This is a genomic window from Micromonospora sp. DT47, assembly GCF_049844475.1.
In the GTDB taxonomy this organism is placed as follows: Bacteria; Actinomycetota; Actinomycetes; order Mycobacteriales; family Micromonosporaceae; genus Micromonospora.
Genome location: NZ_JBNCLC010000004.1, coordinates 224692 through 243596, shown reverse-complemented (window position 1 = coordinate 243596; position 18905 = coordinate 224692). Strand labels below are relative to the sequence as shown.

21 protein-coding genes are annotated in these 18905 nt (G+C 71.0%); 8 read left to right on the top strand and 13 right to left on the bottom strand.

Annotated features, from left to right (window positions below; translation table 11 throughout):
- Position 1: 1 nt before the first annotated feature.
- The 8 genes from ACLQ2U_RS08280 to ACLQ2U_RS08245 form a co-directional block, all read right to left on the bottom strand.
- Entirely contained in the window at positions 2 to 658 is a 657-nt protein-coding gene (locus ACLQ2U_RS08280; RefSeq protein WP_425749960.1) for a Maf family protein, read from the bottom strand.
- Positions 659 to 1158: 500 nt separating this feature from the next.
- Positions 1159 to 2328 carry a hypothetical protein gene (locus ACLQ2U_RS08275; protein WP_425749959.1) on the bottom strand — a complete coding sequence of 390 codons (1170 nt, stop codon included), beginning with the start codon at positions 2326 to 2328 and terminating at the stop codon, positions 1159 to 1161.
- Positions 2329 to 2357: 29 nt separating this feature from the next.
- Positions 2358 to 2669, bottom strand: a complete 312-nt coding sequence (locus ACLQ2U_RS08270) for a type VII secretion target (protein ID WP_425749958.1) — start codon at positions 2667 to 2669, stop codon at positions 2358 to 2360.
- Entirely contained in the window at positions 2659 to 3069 is a 411-nt protein-coding gene (locus ACLQ2U_RS08265) for a YbaB/EbfC family nucleoid-associated protein (protein ID WP_425749957.1), read from the bottom strand. The genes ACLQ2U_RS08270 and ACLQ2U_RS08265 overlap by 11 nt, the downstream gene beginning before the upstream one ends.
- 76 nt (positions 3070 to 3145) lie before the next feature.
- The gene (gene mycP, locus ACLQ2U_RS08260) at positions 3146 to 4315 is read right to left on the bottom strand and encodes a type VII secretion-associated serine protease mycosin (RefSeq protein ID WP_425749956.1); all 1170 of its coding nucleotides are present in this window, start codon (positions 4313 to 4315) and stop codon (positions 3146 to 3148) included.
- Entirely contained in the window at positions 4312 to 5790 is a 1479-nt protein-coding gene (locus ACLQ2U_RS08255) for a hypothetical protein (protein ID WP_425749955.1), read from the bottom strand. The genes mycP and ACLQ2U_RS08255 overlap by 4 nt, the downstream gene beginning before the upstream one ends.
- Entirely contained in the window at positions 5787 to 6239 is a 453-nt protein-coding gene (locus tag ACLQ2U_RS08250) for a hypothetical protein (protein ID WP_425749954.1), read from the bottom strand. Before ACLQ2U_RS08250 ends, ACLQ2U_RS08255 begins: the two co-directional genes overlap by 4 nt.
- Before the next feature lie 116 nt (positions 6240 to 6355).
- Positions 6356 to 6568, bottom strand: coding sequence for an acyl-CoA carboxylase subunit epsilon (locus tag ACLQ2U_RS08245; RefSeq protein WP_425749953.1), 213 nt, complete (start codon positions 6566 to 6568; stop codon positions 6356 to 6358).
- A 90-nt stretch (positions 6569 to 6658) separates the two neighbouring features.
- Here ACLQ2U_RS08245 and ACLQ2U_RS08240 point away from each other — a divergent pair, with 90 nt between their 5' ends.
- Both ACLQ2U_RS08240 and ACLQ2U_RS08235 read left to right on the top strand, forming a co-directional pair.
- The gene (locus ACLQ2U_RS08240) at positions 6659 to 8557 is read left to right on the top strand and encodes a serine/threonine-protein kinase (RefSeq protein WP_425749952.1); all 1899 of its coding nucleotides are present in this window, start codon (positions 6659 to 6661) and stop codon (positions 8555 to 8557) included.
- An 89-nt stretch (positions 8558 to 8646) separates the two neighbouring features.
- A complete protein-coding gene (locus ACLQ2U_RS08235) occupies positions 8647 to 8877 on the top strand; it encodes a hypothetical protein (RefSeq protein ID WP_425749951.1) in 231 nt (76 codons plus the stop codon).
- A 90-nt stretch (positions 8878 to 8967) separates the two neighbouring features.
- Here ACLQ2U_RS08235 and ACLQ2U_RS08230 read toward each other — a convergent pair whose 3' ends face one another.
- Positions 8968 to 9723, bottom strand: a complete 756-nt coding sequence (locus tag ACLQ2U_RS08230; RefSeq protein ID WP_425749950.1) for a GH25 family lysozyme — start codon at positions 9721 to 9723, stop codon at positions 8968 to 8970.
- A gap of 126 nt (positions 9724 to 9849) precedes the next feature.
- The gene (locus ACLQ2U_RS08225) at positions 9850 to 10401 is read right to left on the bottom strand and encodes a Uma2 family endonuclease (RefSeq protein WP_425749949.1); all 552 of its coding nucleotides are present in this window, start codon (positions 10399 to 10401) and stop codon (positions 9850 to 9852) included.
- A gap of 101 nt (positions 10402 to 10502) precedes the next feature.
- Here ACLQ2U_RS08225 and ACLQ2U_RS08220 point away from each other — a divergent pair, with 101 nt between their 5' ends.
- The 4 genes from ACLQ2U_RS08220 to ACLQ2U_RS08205 all read left to right on the top strand — a co-directional run bounded on the left by ACLQ2U_RS08220 (position 10503) and on the right by ACLQ2U_RS08205 (position 13799).
- Positions 10503 to 11246, top strand: coding sequence for a M50 family metallopeptidase (locus tag ACLQ2U_RS08220; RefSeq protein ID WP_425749948.1), 744 nt, complete (start codon positions 10503 to 10505; stop codon positions 11244 to 11246).
- Positions 11247 to 11354: 108 nt separating this feature from the next.
- A complete protein-coding gene (locus ACLQ2U_RS08215) occupies positions 11355 to 12338 on the top strand; it encodes a ketopantoate reductase family protein (RefSeq protein WP_425749947.1) in 984 nt (327 codons plus the stop codon).
- Positions 12339 to 12397: 59 nt separating this feature from the next.
- Positions 12398 to 12898 (top strand): SigE family RNA polymerase sigma factor, encoded by a 501-nt coding sequence (locus ACLQ2U_RS08210; RefSeq protein ID WP_425749946.1) that lies wholly within the window; start codon positions 12398 to 12400, stop codon positions 12896 to 12898.
- Positions 12891 to 13799, top strand: coding sequence for a hypothetical protein (locus ACLQ2U_RS08205; RefSeq protein ID WP_425749945.1), 909 nt, complete (start codon positions 12891 to 12893; stop codon positions 13797 to 13799). Before ACLQ2U_RS08210 ends, ACLQ2U_RS08205 begins: the two co-directional genes overlap by 8 nt.
- A gap of 57 nt (positions 13800 to 13856) precedes the next feature.
- On the opposite strand, the gene ACLQ2U_RS08200 is transcribed toward ACLQ2U_RS08205, so the two are convergent.
- Complete coding sequence (locus ACLQ2U_RS08200) at positions 13857 to 15440, bottom strand: acyl-CoA carboxylase subunit beta (protein WP_425749944.1); 1584 nt, start codon at positions 15438 to 15440, stop codon at positions 13857 to 13859.
- An 85-nt stretch (positions 15441 to 15525) separates the two neighbouring features.
- Here ACLQ2U_RS08200 and ACLQ2U_RS08195 point away from each other — a divergent pair, with 85 nt between their 5' ends.
- Together ACLQ2U_RS08195 and ACLQ2U_RS08190 are read left to right on the top strand one after the other, a co-directional pair.
- Positions 15526 to 16401, top strand: a complete 876-nt coding sequence (locus tag ACLQ2U_RS08195; protein WP_425749943.1) for a biotin--[acetyl-CoA-carboxylase] ligase — start codon at positions 15526 to 15528, stop codon at positions 16399 to 16401.
- 115 nt (positions 16402 to 16516) lie between these two features.
- Positions 16517 to 17089, top strand: coding sequence for a PH domain-containing protein (locus ACLQ2U_RS08190; RefSeq protein WP_425749942.1), 573 nt, complete (start codon positions 16517 to 16519; stop codon positions 17087 to 17089).
- A gap of 55 nt (positions 17090 to 17144) precedes the next feature.
- Here the strand turns inward: ACLQ2U_RS08190 and ACLQ2U_RS08185 are convergent, their stop codons facing one another.
- Together ACLQ2U_RS08185 and ACLQ2U_RS08180 are read right to left on the bottom strand one after the other, a co-directional pair.
- On the bottom strand, positions 17145 to 17858 hold the full coding sequence (locus ACLQ2U_RS08185; RefSeq protein WP_425749941.1) for a GtrA family protein: 714 nt from the start codon (positions 17856 to 17858) through the stop codon (positions 17145 to 17147).
- A 62-nt stretch (positions 17859 to 17920) separates the two neighbouring features.
- Complete coding sequence (locus tag ACLQ2U_RS08180) at positions 17921 to 18511, bottom strand: GtrA family protein (RefSeq protein WP_425749940.1); 591 nt, start codon at positions 18509 to 18511, stop codon at positions 17921 to 17923.
- Positions 18512 to 18905: the final 394 nt, after the last annotated feature.

Here is an 18905-nt window from a genome sequence, read left to right as displayed (position 1 = left end):
GCTAGCCGAGATGCTCGATCTCCTGGCCCCCTGGCGCGACCTTCGTCCACAGATCGGTGATGCTCAGCTGCAGCTCGCCGAGGAGCCGGCGCAGCAGCGGCAACGACAGCCCGACGACCGTGCCCGGGTCCCCCTCGATCCCGGTGAGGAACGCCCCGCCGATCCCGTCGATGGTGAACGCCCCCGCCACCGCCAACGGCTCGCCCGTCCCGACGTACGCATCGATCTCCTCGTCGCTGATGTCGGCGAAGTGCACCGTGGTCGAGGCGACCGCCTCCGCGCGGGCCTCGTGCGTGACGTCGATCAGGCTGTGCCCGGTGTGCAGCACCCCGCTCCGCCCACGCATCCGCTGCCAGCGGCGGACGGCGTCGGCGGCATCTTCCGGCTTGCCGAGGATCTCGCCGTCGAAGGCCAGCACCGAGTCGCAGCCGAGCACCAGGGTCCGCTCGTCCGGGCTGGCGCGCAGCCGGTCGAGCACCGCCCGCGCCTTCAACCGGGCCAGCTCCAGGCAGAGATCCTCCGCCCGCGCGGCCACCACCTGGGACTCGTCGACCCCGCTCACCAGCACGTCGGGTTCGATCCCGGCGGCCTGGAGGAGCTTGCGGCGGGCGGGACTCTGCGAGGCGAGTACGAGGCGCAATGGCAGGGAGTTCGGCACGTCGCCGACGCTACCGGCTGATCCGCTGAGGCGGTGGGCGAGGCCGCCGACGAGTCGTCAAGGCTTGGAGATGACTACCAACTCCCCAAGTTGTGCGGGGATCGCGAGGGTGACGACGGCGTCGGCGGTGTGTGCTCTACAGTCTCGACCGTGCCCATCCCGCCGCGGCGGTGGGGACATTCGACGGTCACCCTGTCACCGACGCGGAGTGGTGTCCGACGAGCGAGCCTATGCCGGCATGTCGGGCGGTCTGGTCGTCCATATGCGGCCGGGGGTCACCAATGCCGCGTCATCCCGGGCTACGACAATAAGCTGCTGACCGGTTCGCCGGGTCCTCGGGGTGGGAAAGTCGACGCCAAGAATCCGGAGCGGCTTTCCAGTCAATTCGTCGACGAAGGCGGGGACTCCCGTCAGCGAACCCGTGAGCAGCGTCCCGCAGACGACGAGCCCGTGTCTGACCGGTAGGTCGAACACTTCATCCACGCGGAACCTGAGTTGAGTCATCGGTTTCCTCTGAATCTTTCCAACGCACCCGGCTCGATCGCATACGCCTCGTCCTCAAGTTCCCGCCACGTCCGCCGGAAGTGCTCGCCATCCCGCAGTTGAACGGCATGGTGGTGTTCGTGAGCGATCGTAGCTGCCAAGGTTTCGTCGTCGGCGAAGCTGGCTGGGCCGAGGCGGATAGCTCGCCCATCCATCTCGCTCGGGGTGTAGGCGCAGGCTTCCATGGCATCCAGATATCGGATCTCGTCCGGCTCCTCCACTAGGTGAAGATCGATGCCGTGGAGGTCGATGCCCATTCGTAGGGCGACCGCCTGGGCGTTCTCGATGGTCCTCGGCGTGCCGGGACCGTTGTCGAGCACATCTCTATTGGTGCGAGGACTATTTCGCGAGTGAAGGTTTGCGGTCGGGCTGGGACTGGACGGATGCTGGCGGGCGAGACGGCGAAGCAGGCGGTGTAGCTCGTCCCACACATCGTCGAGGCGGCGCAGCATCGGTGCCAGGAGCCGCAGGCTGCTGAGCAATCCGGTCAGCAGCCGTGCGATCTTTGCCGCCCACTTCGCGGCCAGCGTCGACACCTGGGCGACCACCCAGGGCGTGGCAGCGCCCAGAGTGCCGCCCGCGATCGCCAGCCACTCCCACAGTCGTACCGCGAGCACCGAGACGAAGTCGGCGATCAGGTCCCGGATTAGCTCCCGCACCAGGGCGACAACCAGTCCGGTGCCGACCGTGATCGTCGCCATCGCCTCCGCACCACCGCCGAGGGTGGCGAACGCGTGTTGTTGCTGGCCGGCATGGACCCGGTACGCCCCTGCCGTTTCGCCCAGCCAGCCGCCCAGATCGACCTCGACCGCCGCCCCGAGATCCTCCGCTGACGAGCGCATCGCTGCCGCGACGTTCGTCCAGGTCGCGGCGTACGCGGTGATCTGGTCGGGATCTCCGGCGAGCCAGTCGAGCGCGTCCGACAAGGGCTTGACGTGCTCGATCAACCAGGCAACGCCCCAGGATACGAGTTGACCGAGTGGATCCACGATGACGGCGAGCGTGTCCATCCCCGCCGCGAAGCCGCCAATCGTGCCATCGATCCACGAGCCGCTGCGGAACGCGGCGACCAGCAGGTCGACGTCCTCGGCGAGCCCCATACCGGACCACCCGGTGGTGCTGTCCACTCGCTCTCCGAGCAGCGGATTCGGTGTGGTCACCGGCCCGACCCGAACCGGTGTGCCGCCCGATCGTCGGTGTTCCGGTAGCGGCGCCCCGCTGCCCGGACCGCATCCGCCGACTCCTCCAGCGCGGTGAGGGATTCCCGCAGCACCCGGTCGGCCAGGTCGTGCAACGGCTCGAGCATGGCCGGCAGCGCGACGCACAACCGCCCGTACGCCTCGCTGCCGAGCCGGACCTCCCCAGCCGCCGCGATGCCGTGTCGCAAGGTTTCGCCGACCCGGTCGAGGTTATGGGCGTGTGTCGCCAAGGCCTCCGGCGTCACTTCGAGCGGACGGTCAGCCGCCATGTCGTCCGCCGTCGTTGTCTCCGTCCTCGGCCACGGCGGGGAAACGTCGCTCGTATCCGCCGAGCACCGCCCGGCCGGTCTCGGAGTCGGCGCCGACCGTGTCCGCGACTGTTGCCGCGATCTGCTCGAACAGCGCAGTCTGCGCCTGACGCAGGGTGGTCATGATCATGCGTTCGATCCGGGCGGCCGGCCAGCCGGTCACCCGGTCGTCGAGATGCAGGGCGGTGAGGGCGCCCGAGCTGTCAACGCGAACCTCGATCAGGCCACTCGCATCGGCAGCGGCGCCGGTTACCCCGGCGACACGGGCCGCAAGGCGCTGGGCCTGCTCGGCCCGTTCGGAAACGCTGGCCGACCAGTCGGCGACCCACCGCTCCGCCTCGTCCAGTTCCCGACCCCACACCCTTTCGCCCTCCCGCAGACCTGGTCAGTTTCGGTCGACATCATCGGCGTTCGGCGTGCCGCCGAGTCCGAGCGCTCTAACGGCTGATCTTCGGCGGGTCGTCTGTACGTCGTCGCCGCCGCCAGAGCAGGTAGCCGCCGCCGGCCGCCACGATCACGCCGAGGGTGGCGAGGCCGCGTGCGGTCGCCCCGTCGTCGCCGTTGCCGTTGCTCGCCGGCTCCGCGACCGCCGTCGTGGCCGGTGTGGTGGTGATCGCCGGCGCGCTCGCCGTCACCGGCGCGGGCTCCAGCGGGGGTACGTCCGCGGTCAGCGCCGCCACCAGGTCGATCACGCCGTAGCCGTACTGGTCGTCCTGGCCCGGCGGGCCCTTGTCGATGGCGGTGGCGGTGAGCCGGTGCGCCACCTCGCTGGCGGACAGGTTCGGGTACTTCGACCGGATCAGCGCCGCCGCCCCAGCCACGATCGCGGTCGCACCCGAGGTTCCGGTGCCCTTTGAGTACTTCCCGTCGTTGCTGGTGCTGTAGATGTCGACGGCAGGGGCGGCTACGTCTACTTCGGGCCCGGTGACGGAAATGCTGGCATGCTCTCCGTTGCGGTCCACCCCGGCAACCGCTATTACGCCTTCACGTCTTGCTGGGTAGCCGACCATAACGCTTGCCGGTCGATTACCGACTCCTGCTACTACAACGACATCCGCCTTCAGCGCGGCGTCCACAGCCCGGTCTAGCTGAGGTGTATTGCCAGTGACTCCTGAAATGCTGATCACACTGGTCCCATGTCCTATGGCCCATTCAATGCCGGCCGCCAGGCCGGCACTTTCTCCTTGATCGCTAGTAGGAATGCCATAGATCGGTAGGATTTTGGCCTTAGGGGCGATGCCGAGCGCGCCGTCGCCGTCTCCTTGGCCGTATGCAGCAATCAGGCCAGCCATCGAAGTGCCGTGGCTGTCTCGGTCTTGACGTCCATCGCCGTTGCCTCCGGGGATGACGTCAGTGCCGGGGAGCAGATTACGGACTAGGTCGGGGTGTGGGTCGACGCCCGTGTCCGGGACAGCCACTGTGACGCCTGCGCCCTGACTGGTCCGGTGCGCGTCGGCCACTTTCAGGTAGCGCAAATGCCATTGGTCACCACGCACCCGCTCCTCACCGGAGGGCGACGGCGCTGCTCGCGGCGGGGCGACCGGTACCAACGTGGCGGCTAAGGCAACGGGCACCGCGAGGATGGCTTGGGCGGCGTGCCGCCTCACCGGTCGAAGCCGATGGCCGGCCCTGGATCGATCGGACCCTGGTCGTCCGGCGGGCGGACCACCGGGGTCACGCCCTCGTCGATCTCCCACGGATGGTCGGGATCCCAGCGCCGTGGCTCGCCCTCATCCGGGTTCCGTCGTCCCGACGTCGCGCCGACGCCCTGGCCGCTTCCACCCATGCCGTGCGGGCCGTCACTCCTACCGTGTGCGGTGCCGCCAATCCCGGGGGCACCGCCCATCGGCACCATGCCTTGCATTCCGCCGAACTGAGCAGCGCGTCCGGCGCCGGGACGGGAACCCGCTGCGCCGCTCGGCGCCGTTCCGGCACCGCCGCCCCCGATCACGCCGCCAACCGGATTGACCCGGCGGGGAGGGGTGGCTCCTGCGCTTGGTTGGCCAAGGCCAATGCCAGGCACGCCGCCGATCAGGCCACCCGGTGGCATCGCGCGGGGCTGCGTGACGTGCGGCAATGCTCCATTGCGGCCGGTGATAGGGCGGCCGAGGGGCCCCTGCTGTCCTCGCGCTGGGCCCGAGTGTGGACCCCGACCGGTGGATCCGGAAGCCAGCGGAAGATTCGGGGCCATCCCCAAGCCGGTACTAGGCGACGGGGTGGCCGGCGTGGTTGGCGTGAGGCCGGGTAAGCCCGGATTTGCTGGCGTTGGCGCCAATCCGGTGCCGGCGGATCCAAGCACGGGGCCCGGTCCCGAGGTCGGCCCAGCTCCGAGAACAGGCCCAGGGTTCGGCGCCGTCGGCGTGGGCAGCGGACGAGCTGCCTTCGTCGCCCTGCTAATTGCGCTGGTCCCACTTGATGGAACGAGAGGCACCGCCACAATCGGCGGAATGATTGGGGCGGCTGAAGTGGTGCCGTAGACATCAGGATTGTCATGCTGAATAGGTGACCATGGCTTGGGTGGAGGTTGGCGGAGCGTCACCTGGGCTTGCTGGAGTTCGCCGCTGAGTCCGAGCATGACGCTGCGGGCCTGCTCGTTGATCCGCTCCAGGACGGCATCCGTGACCAGCGGCCCGGTCTGCCGGCTGCCCGCCGCCGCCTTGGGGTCGGCGACCGTCTGCTCGTACGCCAGCTTCTGCTGGAGCTTGGCCGCGTACGCGTCGAAGAGGGGCTTCATCTCGTCGCGCGTGCTGCTGATCGCACGGGTGGCGGCGGCGAGCGCGTCGTAGTTCGCGGTGGCTGCGTCGTGCGTGCGCTGTACCTGGTCGATGAGCTGATCGAGTTCCCCGATGTAGGCGCGCGCGGCCGCGTTGGTCTCGGGCGGCCACGCCTCGGCCAGGCCGCGCCGGTATTCCTGAAGGCGGCCGAGGTGGGTCTGGGCCAGGTCGCAGACCTTGCGCCACCCGGCGACCTGCTGCCAGTGACCATTGGTGTCGTGGCCCTCGATGCAGGACCACATGCTGATCACGTCCATCGAGTTCCAGTTGGTCAGGCCGGACGTCTGGCCGCTGCCGCGCTCGATCACGACGACCTCTCGGGCCGGACGTCGAACCTGTCCGGATCGGTCAGCGCCGGCATTGGACCCGCCGCGACGGCCGACGGGTTGGCGAGTGCCCGCTCCACGTCGACCACCCGGGCCGCGGAGAAGACGTCGGAGCGTGAGTACTGGTCGGCGACGATGCCCGCCGCGCCTGCCAGGTGGCCGGTCTGGTCACGTACGGACCAGATCATCTCGGCGGTGGCCGTCTGCGTGTCGTGGTGCGCCTGAAGGAACTGCACCAGTTCGACGAACGCGTCGCACGGGTTGGGGATGGCGGCTTTCATGTCGTCGGCGATGTACGACAGGTGCGGCGCGTAGTTCCGTTCGACCTCGGCCTGGAGCCGTTCGGCGAACTCGCGCATCTGGCGGATGTCGGCCTCGATGCCGCCGTAGTCGCGCAGCCAGGAAGCTGGGCGGTCCTCCTCAGGGATCATCGACCCTCCCTACCGTCACGGCCCCGTTTCCCTGAGTGAGGTTAATGGCTGTGACGCGATCTCGGCAGCCCCGAGGATCTACTCCCAGCTCAATCGGGCCGTACCCGTGGGACGGGTCAGCGGGGGAGGCCGGAGGCGCGCCACGCGCCCGGACCGGCTACGGGCACCGCGACGGCCGGTCGGCCGCTGCGCGCCCAGGCGGACGTGGTCACCGGCGCGGGGGCGGCGGCCGGCCGGGACCGGACCACGATCGCGCCCACCAGCGCGGCCAGTTCGTCGGCGGTGGGGACGCCTCGGACGACCCGGAACAGCGGCTCATCGGCAGACATGGAGTCAGCGTACGCGTCAGGAAGTTGACCTTCGCCGCACAGTGGCGTGCCGGCGGTGTGACGATTGTCCGCGCCGGGTACCGTCTCACCGTGTCTAACGCGCTTCCCCAACTCGTCGCTGACCGATACCGGCTCATCTCGCCGCTCGGTCAGGGCGGCATGGGTCGGGTGTGGAAGGCGCGGGACGAGGTGCTGCACCGGGACGTCGCCATCAAGGAGCTCGTCCCGCCGCCCAGCCTCACCGACGACGAGCGCCGCGAGATGCGGGAGCGGTCGCTGCGCGAGGCCCGGGCCATCGCCCGGCTCAACCACATCAACGTGGTCCGCGTCTTCGACGTGCTGCGCACCGACGGCGACCCGTGGATCGTCATGGAGTACGTCGCGTCGAAGTCCTTGCAGGACACTCTCGCCGAGGACGGGCCGGTGCCGGCGGCCCGCGCGGTGGAGATCGGCCTCGGCGTGCTCGGCGCGTTGAAGGCGGCGCACAAGGCCGGCGTGATGCACCGCGACATCAAGCCGGGCAACGTGCTGCTCGGCGACGACGGCCGGGTGGTGCTGACCGATTTCGGTCTGGCCACCATCCCGGGCGACCCGAACGTGACCCGTACCGGCATGGTGCTCGGCTCGCCCGCGTACATCGCGCCGGAGCGGGCGACGGACGGCACCGCCGGGCCGGAGGCCGACCTGTGGTCGCTGGGCGCGACCCTCTACGCGGCAGTCGAGGGAAAGTCCCCGTATGCCCGGTCGTCGGCGATCGCCACCCTGGCCGCGCTGGCCACCGAGCCGCTGCCGCCGCCGAAGAACGCCGGCACGCTCAAGCCGGTGCTCCAAGGGCTGCTCCGCAAGGACCCGAAGGAGCGGATCACCGCCGAGGTGGCCGAGCGCCTGCTGCGCCGGGCCGGCGCCAAGCGCGCCAAGGGCATCTCGCTGCTCGACGGCGTACGCCGGCCGGGGCCGAACGGTCCGCGCGAGCCGCGCCCGCCGCTGGTGCCGGCGCCGCGCCCGGCGGAAGAGCGTACTGAGAAGAAGAGCCCGCGGGTCGCCGCCGCGGCCGCGGCGGCCGCAGCCGATGCGAGGGCCTCCGACGAGGCCGCCGCGAAGACTCCGGCCGACACGGACGCCGCGCCGACCGCGAAGGTCGACCCGCCGCCCCCGACCCCGGACGCCGATCCCACCAGCAAGCTCGACCCGCCGAAGCCGACCAACCCCACGTCGGTCATGCCGGCTCCGGTGAGCCCGCCGGCCGCGCCCGCCGGGCGCGTTCCCGGTTCGGTGTACGACGGGAACAAGCGCGACCGCAAGCGCCGCAACCTGCTGATCGGCGCACTGGTGGCGGCACTGCTGGTCGGTCTCGCCGTGCTGGTGCCGCTGCTCGGCAGCGGGGGCGACCCGGACGACGACGGCCCCCCGCAGGCGGGATCGACGAGCGCCGGCCCGAACTCCTCCGCCGCGGCCCCGTCGTCGGAGCCGGCCGCGCCCGCGCCGACCAGCGCCGCACCGCCGAGCCCGACCGCGACGGCCAGCCCCTCCACCGACCCGAACGCCCTGCCGGCGGGCTGGACCCGGTACAGCCGGAGGGAATTCTCCATTCCGCTCCCGCCGGGCTGGAGTTTCCGCGGTGAGGGCAGGGACGACACGGTCATCTTCCGCCAGAACGGTGGAGTGGGTGAGCTGCTGGTCCAGTGGGGTTCCTCGCCGAAGAGGGACGCGGTCGTCGACTGGCAGGAACAGGAACCGAACCGGTCGAGCCGCGTCAACAACTACGAGCTGCTGGGCATCAAGCGCTGCGACTGGTACCGGACCTGCGCCGACTGGGAGTGGCTGGAGACCCGGGACAACACCCGGATCCACGTGCGCAACCGCGGCTTCGCGACGGCAAGTAACCGGGGCTACGCCATCCGGTGGGAGATCGCGGAGAAGGACTGGCAGGCGAACCTCGCCAACTTCGACCAGATCGTCAAGGGTTTCAAGCCCGACCGGGAGAGCTGACGCCCGGGATTCGCGCCGGTGCCAAGTTCGTTTGCATGACTCTCCGTCGTATGGGGTACCTGACCTTCGACGACGGAGGGAGGCACGACATGGGTTACCGACGCAGAGACGCCCGGCCCCGGCTGGCACTGTGGATGCTCGTCGCGCTCGGCGACGTCGTCCTGCTGATGGTCAGCGCCGGTCTGCCGGCGATGGTGGCGCTGCTCGCTGTGGTGACGGTCGCCGCCGCCGGGGTCGCCGTCTGGCGGTTCACCCGGCGCAACGCACTGGCCGGCCAGGACGCCGTGCCCGTGCCGGTGGTGGCACGGCGGAGGGCCTGACCCCACGCAGGACGGTGGCGGCAGCCGGACCGGACATCGACCCTGCGGTGATGACCGATCCCGCTGCCGCCGACCTGTGTCCCGCGCTCGTCAGGCGGTGTTGTTGGCCAGCGCGATCAGCCGGGTCCGGTCGCCGTTCCAGTAGTTGCGGTCGACGTTGCCGCTGATCCCGGAGACGCTGCCGGTGCTGGTGTACTGCCAGAAGCTCCAGACCGGGGCGCCGGCCGGGAGGGTGCCCGGGGTGCTCGACCAGCGGGCCAGCCAGAGCGGGTGGTTCGCCCACGGGCCGGTCCAGCTGCCGGTGCACTGGTTCCACCAGCTCGTCGTCGTGTAGATGACCGCGTACCGGCCGGTGCGGGAGCGGTAGGTGTTCAGGAAGTCCTGGACCCAGTTGCGCATGCCGGTCGTGGACAGGCCGTAGCAGTAGCCGCCGCTGTACGGGTTCGCCTCGATGTCGAGCGCGGCGGGCAGCGTACGGCTGTCCGCCGACCAGGCCCCGCCGTTGCTGGCCAGGTAGCCGGCCTGGGTGGCGCCGGAGGAGATGTTCGGCCGGGCGAAGTGGTACGCCCCGCGGATCACCCCGGCGTAGTAGGAGTTGGTGTAGTTCGTGTTGAAGTTCGGATCCTTGTAGCTCGTACCCTCGGTGGCCTTGATGAAGGCGAACTGGATGCCGGCGTTGCGGACGCTGGTCCAGTTGATGGTGCCCTGGTAGCGCGAGACGTCGATGCCGGGGGTGGTGGCCGCGGCCGCCGGTCCGGCGGTGGCGACGAGGGCCGCCGCCGCGGTGGCGGCCACGGTGAGGCTAGCGGCGAGCAGCCGGCGCAGCGAGAATCTGGTACGGGTCATGGATGCCTCCAGGGACGCCAGATCGATTGGCGTCAATTTTTGGAGATAGTTGCCCTGGAGCGCAAGAGGGGTAGAGGAAATTTCCATCGACGGCGGTCGAAGGTATGGCTGGCCGATCGGGGACGGTCAGCGGAGTGCGGCCGGGTCGATCTGCCAGCGGAACGGCTCGGTGAGGGTCAGCGTCTCGCCGGCCTTCGCCACCTGGTCCTCGACGTAGTGGGAGCCGTCGAGCCGGTACAGCCGCAGTGGGTGGCTGTCGCCGTCCTGCTCGACCAGGAGATACCAGGGAATGCGGGCGATCGCGTAGAGCTGCATCTTGAGTACCCGGTCGGCGGCGGCGTTGCCCGGGGACACGATCTCACCGACGAGAAACACTCGGCCAGCGTCGAGAAAGGTTCCTTCGTCATCGGCGTCGGTCACGACCAGATCCGGAATGACGATCCGGTCCACACCGAGCCGAACATCGATCGCGTCGTAGACCGAGAGTCCTCGAGGCTCTGCCGCCGCCTCGATGCTGTTCGCCAGTCGACGCGCCACCCGCTGGTGCCGTCGACTCGGGGCAGGGCTCACGATCAGGCTCCCGTCGAGCAACTCGATCCGGTTCGGCGTCTCGCCCATGGCGAAGTAGTCGGCCTCCGTCCAGAGGCCGACGTGGGGTTCCAGGGGTGCCGCGCTCACCGGCGTCCACCTCCCGCTCTGATCGCCACCCGGTCAGTTTCACACCATACGAGCCCGCACCCGGGGAACGACACCAGCTCCGGGCGGTAGGCTCCCCGCCCATGGTGTCGATCGACGGGCTGGGCGACCTCTGGGACAGACTCTTCAGCGCACAGCCGGACCCCCCGCCGCTGCTGGTCCTGCTCACCGCCGTCGTCGCGCTGGTGGTGGTCTCCACCCGAATGCCCTGGCGGATCGCCCGTAACGCGGTGACCATCGCGCACGAGGGCGGGCACGCGCTGGTGGCGCTGCTGACCGGGCGTCGGCTGCACGGCATCCGGCTGCACTCGGACACCTCCGGCCTCACCCTCTCCGCCGGCCGCCCCACCGGCCCCGGCATGATCCTCACCCTGCTCGCCGGGTACGTCGCGCCGTCGCTGATCGGCCTCGCCGGCGCCTGGCTGCTCGGCGGCAACCGGATCACCCTGCTGCTCTGGGTGGCTGTGGCAATGCTGCTGGCCATGCTGGTGATGATCCGCAACGTCTTCGGCGTGCTGTCGCTGCTGGTCACGGGCGGGGTGGTGCTCGCCATCTCCTGGTACGCCACACCCCAGGTGCAGGCCGCGTTCGCCTGGACCTCGGTCTGGTTCCTGCTCCTCGGCGGCGTACGCCCGGTCTTCGAGTTGCAGCGGCTGCGCGGCCGGGGCCGGATGCCGGAGTCCGACGCCGACCAGCTGGCCTGGCTGACGCCCTTCCCGGCGTTCTTCTGGGTGGTCGTCTTCGGTCTGGTCAACCTGCTCGCCCTCGTCGTCGGCGCGGCCCTGCTCGCCGGCCCGATCCTCACCGACGCCGGCCTCACCCTGTAAGCGTCCGAGCGGCGGGCTTCACCTCGCTGCGGCTGGAGCTGGACGTCTCGCCGGTCGGGCAGAGCTGGATGGTCCATCTCGCCGTGTCCGTACCGGCAGAATGAGGCCGTGCACTACGTGATCATCGGAGCGGGCGCGGTCGGCGGGACCATCGGCGTACGGCTGGGGGAGGCCGGCCACGATGTGACGCTGGTGGCCCGCGGCGCGCACCTGGAGGCGATCCGGCAGCGGGGGTTGACCCTGCGCTCCCCGGACGGCGTGCGGACCTGGCGCGGGACGGCCGTCGACCGGCCGGCGGAGCGACCGCTGCCGGCCGACACCGTCCTGATCCTGACGGTCAAGTCGCAGGACACCGCCGGCGCGCTGACGACCTGGGCGGACGCCCCGGTCGACGGCGGCGGTACGGCCGGCGAGCGGCTGCCGCTGCTCACCGCGCAGAACGGGGTGGCCAACGAGCCGACCGCCCTGCGGCGCTTCGAGCGGGTGCACCCGGTCTGCGTCTGGCTGCCCGCCACCCACCTGGAGCCGGGCGTGGTGGTCGCCAACGGCCACCCGTACCCGGGGATGCTGCACCTGGGCCGCTACCCCTCCGGCGCGGACAAGCTGGACCGCGCGGTGGCGGCGGACCTGGCCGGCGCCGGCTTCGTCGCCCCGGTCCGCGACGACGTGATGCGCTGGAAGTACGGCAAGCTCCTGGCCAACCTCGGCAACGGCCTGGGCGCCCTGCTCGGCCCGGACGTCCCGGACGACCTGCGCCGGCGGGTCCGGGCCGAGGGCGAAGCCGCGCTCGCCGCGGCCGGGATCGCGCACACCACGCGCGAGGAGGAGACGGCCGACCGCGGCGACCGGGTGGGCATCCGACCGGTCGACGGCCAGCCGCGCGGCGGCAGCTCGACCTGGCAGAGCCTGGCCCGGGGCGCCGGCTCGGCCGAGGCCGACCACCTCAACGGCGAAATTGTGCTGCTCGGCCGGCTGCACGGCGTACCGACGCCGGTGAACGCGGCGGTCCAGCGCGGGGTGCGCCGGGCGGTGCGCGAGCGGATCCCGGCCGGCGGCCTCCCGCTGCCGGAGCTGGAAAAAATGATCGGCTGAGCGGGCAACCGCAGGCACGACGCCAGGCGTGTCCCCTGCGACCACACGGGGAGGTGGCAGTGCCGGACGTCGACGGGTTCGACGAGTTCTACCGGGGCAGCCGACAACGGCTGCTCGGCTTCGTCTATGTGCTCACCGGGAACCTCGCCGAGGCCCAGGACGCCGTCCAGGAGGCGTACATCCGGGCCTGGCAGCGCTGGTCGACCGTGCGCGACTACGACGACCCGGAGGCGTGGCTGCGGGTGGTGGCGAGCCGGATCGCGGTCAGCCGCTGGCGCAGCCTGCGCAGCCGGGCCCGGGCCTACCTCCGGCACGGGGCCGAGGAGAGCGTCCCCGCCCCGAGCACCGAGACGGTCGACGTGGTGGCCGCGCTGCGCAGGCTGCCAGAGGCGCAGCGCACCGTCATCGCGCTGCACTACCTGCTCGGCATGCCGGTCGCCGAGGTGGCCCGGGAGACCAACGCGCCGGTAGGCACCGTCAAGGCCCGACTCTCCCGGGGACGGGCCGCGCTCGCCGGGCTGCTCGCGGTGTCGGATTTCAAGGAGGCCGCCGATGCGTGACGACGACCTGACATTCGCCGAACGGGTGGGCTGCGACCTGCGGGACGTCCGCTGGCCGGCCCCGGCGGAGATCCGCGCGAGGGCGCGCCGCCGCACGATCCGCACGGCGGTGGTGACCCCGACGGTGCTGGCGCTGGTGTTCGCCGGCGGGTGGGCCGCCCTCGCCGGACGCCCGGTCGACCGGCCCGCGCCCGCGCCCGCGGATTCCGCGACGCCAACCCCGGCGGTGACGACGCCAGCCGCGACACCGTCGCCGCTGCCCACGTTCGTGGTGCCGGGCGACCCGGCGTGGATCGGACCGGAGGCGCTGCTGCAACCCGAGGACGTCGGCCCGGGGATGCGGCTGCACGGCGAGGACAGCTTCGAGCCGCGCGAGCGGCAGCCGTGGACGTTCGACCTGACCGGAACCTGCCCGGCGTACGCAGGTCTGCGGGTCACCGCCCACCAGCGGTACCGGTACCTGCGAATCCACACCGTGGAGCGGGTGGCGGACTACAACGGCCTGGAGGCGGTGGAGGTCGAGGTGGAGCGCTATTCGGGCCGTGGCGCCCAGCAGGTGCTGGCCGACATGCGGAAGGTCGCGTCGGCCTGCGCCCGATCGGAGTACGACTCGCCCGAGGACTCCACGCCGAGCCACCCGGCCCGGGCGTACCACCGATGGGCGGTGCTGAGCAGCGGGTTCGCCGGCGACGAGTCGCTGCTGGTGCGGCACGAGAGGTTCGTCCGGGAGAGGGGCACCGGTCGGCAGATGGGCGACCACACCGTCACGCTGCTCGCGGTGGTCCGGGTCGGCGACCTGGTCACCGTGCTGAGCAGCGGCAACCGGACGGAGGCGCGGATGCGGGAGCTGGCACGATCGGCCGCCCACCGGATGTGCGCCGCCGCCGACCCGCCCTGCTGAACCCGGATCGGCGCGACGTTCCGGATGTCGCGCCGATCAGCGGGCGAGAGCCGCGGGCTACAGCGGGATGTTGCCGTGCTTCTTCGGCGGCAGGGTCTCCCGCTTGGTGCGCAGCACCCGCAGCGCCCGGACGATCTGGGTCCGGGTCTCGTGCGGCGGGATCACGCTGTCGACGTACCCGCGCTCGGCGGCGATGTACGGGTTGGCCAGGGTGTCCTCGTACTCGGCGATCTTCTCGGCCCGGACCGCGGCCGGGTCCTCGGCGTTCGCCAGATCCGAGCGGTAGAGGATGTTGACCGCGCCCTGCGCGCCCATCACCGCGATCTGCGCGGTCGGCCAGGCGAAGTTCAGGTCCGCGCCGAGGTGCTTGGAACCCATCACGTCGTACGCGCCGCCGTACGCCTTCCGGGTGATCACGGTGACCTTCGGGACGGTGGCCTCGGCGTACGCGTAGATGAGCTTGGCGCCGCGACGGATGATGCCCTCCCACTCCTGCCCGGTGCCGGGGAGGAAGCCGGGCACGTCCACGAAGGTCAGCACCGGGACGTTGAACGCGTCGCAGGTGCGCACGAACCGGGCCGCCTTCTCCGAGGCGGCGATGTCCAGCGTGCCGGCGAAGTGCATCGGCTGGTTGGCGACCACGCCCACCGGGCGCCCCTCCACCCGGCCGTAGCCGACCACCAGGTTCTGCGCATAGAGCGGCTGGACCTCGAGGAACTCGCCGTCGTCGAGGACGTGCTCGATCACCCGGTGGATGTCGTACGGCTGGTTGGCCGAGTCCGGGATCAGCGTGTCCAGCTCCCGGTCCTCGTCCGAGATGTCGAGATCCACATCGGTCGGGTAGACCACCGGCTCGTCCAGGTTGTTCGACGGCAGGTACGACAGCAGCGCCTTGACGTACTCGATCGCGTCCTCCTCGTCGGTGGCGAGGTAGTGCGCGTTTCCGCTGCGCGAGTTGTGGGTCCGGGCGCCGCCCAGCTCCTCCATCGCCACGTCCTCACCGGTGACCGTCTTGATGACGTCCGGGCCGGTGATGAACATGTGCGAGGTCTTGTCGACCATCACGGTGAAGTCGGTGACCGCCGGGGAGTAGACCGCGCCGCCCGCGCACGGGCCCATGATCAGGGAGATCTGCGGGATGACTCCGCTGGCCCGTACGTTGCGGAAGAAGATCTCGCCGTAGAGGCCGAGCGAGGCGACGCCCTCCTGGATCCGGGCGCCGCCGGAGTCGTTGATGCCGACGACCGGGCAGCCGATCTTCATGGCCAGGTCCATCACCTTGACGATCTTCTCGCCGAAGACCTCGCCGAGGGAGCCGCCGAAGACCGTGAAGTCCTGCGCGAAGACGCAGACCTGCCGGCCGTCCACGGTGCCGTAGCCGGTCACCACGCCATCGCCGTACGGGCGGGTCTTCTCCAGCCCGAAGTTGATGGACCGGTGCCGGGCCAGCTCGTCCAGCTCGACGAAGGAGCCCTCGTCGAGCAGCAGCTCGATCCGCTCCCGGGCGGTCTTCTTGCCCCTCGCGTGCTGCTTCTCGACCGCGCGCGCCGAGCCGGCGTGCACCGCCTCGTCGACCCGTCGCTCCAGGTCCGCCAGCTTGCCCGCGGTGCTGTGGATGTTGATCCCGGTCTCGGTAGTCACCCAGGGAATATAACGATGGTTCAGAACCGTGCCGCTGTGCAGTACGCCTCAATACCCTCCGTCGACCGGCCCGTAGGCTGGCGGGATGCCGGGCTCGCCGTACACCGATCTGGACCGCCCGCCGCTGTCGGCGGCGCGGCTGGCCCGCGCGCTGACCGCGCCGCACGGCCCGTGGCGCCGGCTGGACCTGCGGGTCGAGACCGGCTCGACCAACGCGGACGCGGTCGCCGCGGCCCGCGCCGGTGAGCCGGAGGGGCTGGTGGTGGTCGCCGAGCGGCAGACCGCCGGGCGCGGGCGGCGCGGCCGGGTCTGGCAGTCGCCGCCGCGGGCCGGCATCGCGACCAGCGTCCTGCTCCGGCCCGGCGAGGCCGTCGCCGACCGCGGCTGGCCGCCGGCCCCGCCCACCGGGTACGGCTGGCTGCCGCTGCTGGCCGGCGTCGCGCTGGTGGAGGCGGTCACCCGGCTGGCCGAGCTGGACGCCGGCCTGAAGTGGCCGAACGACCTGCTGGTCGGCGACGCCAAGTGCGCCGGGATCCTGGCCGAGGCGGTGCCGGGCGCGTCCCCGGCGCAGCCGCCCGCGGTCGTGCTCGGCGTCGGCCTGAACGTGACCCTGCGCGCCGACGAGCTGCCGGAGAACCCGACCGGCCTGCCGGCCACCTCGCTGCAACTGGCCGGCGCCGTGGCCACCGACCGGGACCCGCTGCTGCGGGCCCTGCTCCGTGCGCTCGCCGACTGGTACGACCGCTGGCGGGCCGCCGGCGGGGACGCGGTCGGCTGCGGCCTGCACGAGGCGTACCTGGCCTCCTGCGCCACCGTCGGCCGGCAGGTACGCGTGCTGCTGCCCGACGGTGCGGCGCTGACCGGCCTGGCCACCGGGGTGGACGCCGACGGCCAGCTGGTGGTCGACACCGGTGCCGGTGAGCGCCGGCTGGCCGCCGGGGACGTGCTGCACCTGCGCTGACCGGGACGGGCCGGCGCCCGTACGCGCCGGGCGCGATGGGAGCCGCGCGGCTGATCCGCCCGGTCGCGCGGACCGGTTACGGTCAGCGCGTCCGGTTCTGGCTCTGGAGGTTCCCGTGGCGTTCCCCGAAGACGTGCTCACCGAGGACGAGCACGTCGTCCTGCACCTGCACCCGCACTGGAAGGCGCTGTTGCGGCCGATCCTGGTGGTGCTCCTCGGCGTCGCCGCAGTGGTGGCGGGCTGGACCCTCCTGCCGGAGGGCGACGGCGGCACCATCGCGCTGTACGTGATCGCCGGCCTCGCCCTGGTGCTGGCGTTCTGGCTGGCGCTGTGGCCGTTCCTGGTCTGGCGCACCACGCACTACCTGTTCACCAACGAGCGGGTGCTGCTCCAGCAGGGCGTGCTCTCCCGGGATCGGCGGGACATCCCACTGACCCGGATCAACGACCACGCGATGAGCCAGCGGTTCGTCGAGCGGATGCTGGGCTGCGGCACGCTGACCATCGAGTCGGCTGGTGAGCGGGGCCAGTCCGTGCTGCGCGACGTGCCGTCCGTGGGCATGGTCCAGACGAAGCTCTACGAGCTGGTCGAGGCCCACCACGACAAGCACTCCCTGGGCGACGGCGAGATGCGCGAGATCCTGGCCGACATGCGCGACGGCAAGCCGCTGCGCGACACCACCAGCTGACCCGGCGTCGACGGAGCCCCGGCCCCTTCGCGGGCCGGGGCTCGATGGTGCGGGGTCAGCCGCGGGGCGAGCGCCGGGTGGCGGCGTGCAGCTCCGCGGCCAGCTCGGCGTCGAGACCGCCGCCGACCGACTGTCCCAGCCCGGCGTCGAGCGGCGCGGCACGGCCCTGCGGCTGCCGGAAGACCGGCTCGGTCGCCGGCGCGGCCCGGCCCGGCTGCCCCTGGGCCTCCTCCAGCTCGCTGACCGACTCGGCCAGTTCGGCCACCGGGTCCAGCTCGGCCATGGTGTCCCACTCGTCCCGCGGGATGGTGTGCCAGGTCTTCTCGGCGTGCTGCGGGACCGGCTGGAAGACGAAGGTCCGGTACGACCAGAACCGGAACAGGGTGCCCAGCAGCACACCGCCGGTCTTCGCCACGTTCATCGCGATCAGGCTGTTCACGCCCAGGCCGTACTTGGCGGCGGCGAGGACGCCGAGTTCGATCAGCAGCCCGGCCGCGTTGAACAGGAAAAACAGGGCGTATTCGCGCTGAAGCGCCGACTTGGGTCGATCCCGGTACGTCCAGTGCCGATTCATCAGGTACGACGTGATCGTCGCCACGATGGTGGCGATGACCGTCGCCTTCAGTTGGCCGTCGACAAAAACCGTGAGTGCCAGGGCATTGAACAGCGCGTAATTGATGACGGTGTTGATGCCCCCGACGGTGCCGAATTTGAGCACCTCGTGGATGAACTTCTGCCAGCGCTCGGGCAGCAGACGGACAAGACGCATGCGGAACACCTTAGGGCAGAGGACGGGCAGGCTCAGTCCGGCTGGACAGGATGGGCGGCAGGTCACGCCCCGGGCGATCGGTCGCGGGCCGCCTCCGGAACTCGGGGAGTTCCCGGTTCCGCGAAGACGAAGCGTCGGTACGACCAGAATCGGAACAGCGTCCCCAGGGCGGTGCCGACGATGTAGCTGGCGATGTTGTCGGCCAGCACGGTCTGGAACACGCCCGGCCAGATGCTGCCCAGGCCGTACCGGCTGATCACCAGGCAGGCCACGGTGATGCCCAGGCCGATGGTGTTGAAGAAGAAGAACAGCCCGTACTCCCGGGCCGGGTGGGAGCGCTGCCGGTGCCGCCAGGTCCAGAACCGGTTGCCGAGGAAGGCGACGGACGCCGCGATGACGGTGGAGATCGTCTTCGCGAGGACCGGGTGCACGTGCCGGACGCTCGCCAGGTAGTTGAAGAGTGCGAAGTCGATGAGGAAGGCGATGCCGCCCACGGTGGCGAACTTGCTCATCTCGCGGACGAGGTGACCGAAGCGGTCGAGCAGCGAACGGACCAGACCCCGGCGGGTCTGCGGGGAGCTTGGTTGGTCCCCGGTCATCGTCGCGGCCACTCGGCGAGCGTACCGGTTGCGGGCACGCCGGACGGGGAGCAACGACGAGCCGCCCGGGTGGTCGTGGACCGGCCGACGCGACCGTGGTCGACCCGGGCGTCGGGATGCCGCCGGTGGTGAGCAGAGCGTAACTCCTTGTGGACCGTCGGCGGATCGGTCGACGGAATCGCCGCCCGCGACACCGGACGTCCGGTTCCGCTGTTCCTCGTCGTCCGTTCTCGCGGTCGACGACAGTTCCCCGCAGGATTTGCGTGAAACTGCGCGCAAAAGCGGGTATCAGCTCGTGATGCCGCAGCCGGGCCGTACCTTGTGCAGTTCTTCACAACCAGTCCCACTGACTGGCGGGTCCGCCCGGTTTACGCTGAGCGCAATCCCAGGTTTCCACGAAGGCGACGCGGCTCGCGCCCGCCACAACTCGTGCACCCATAGATCGGTC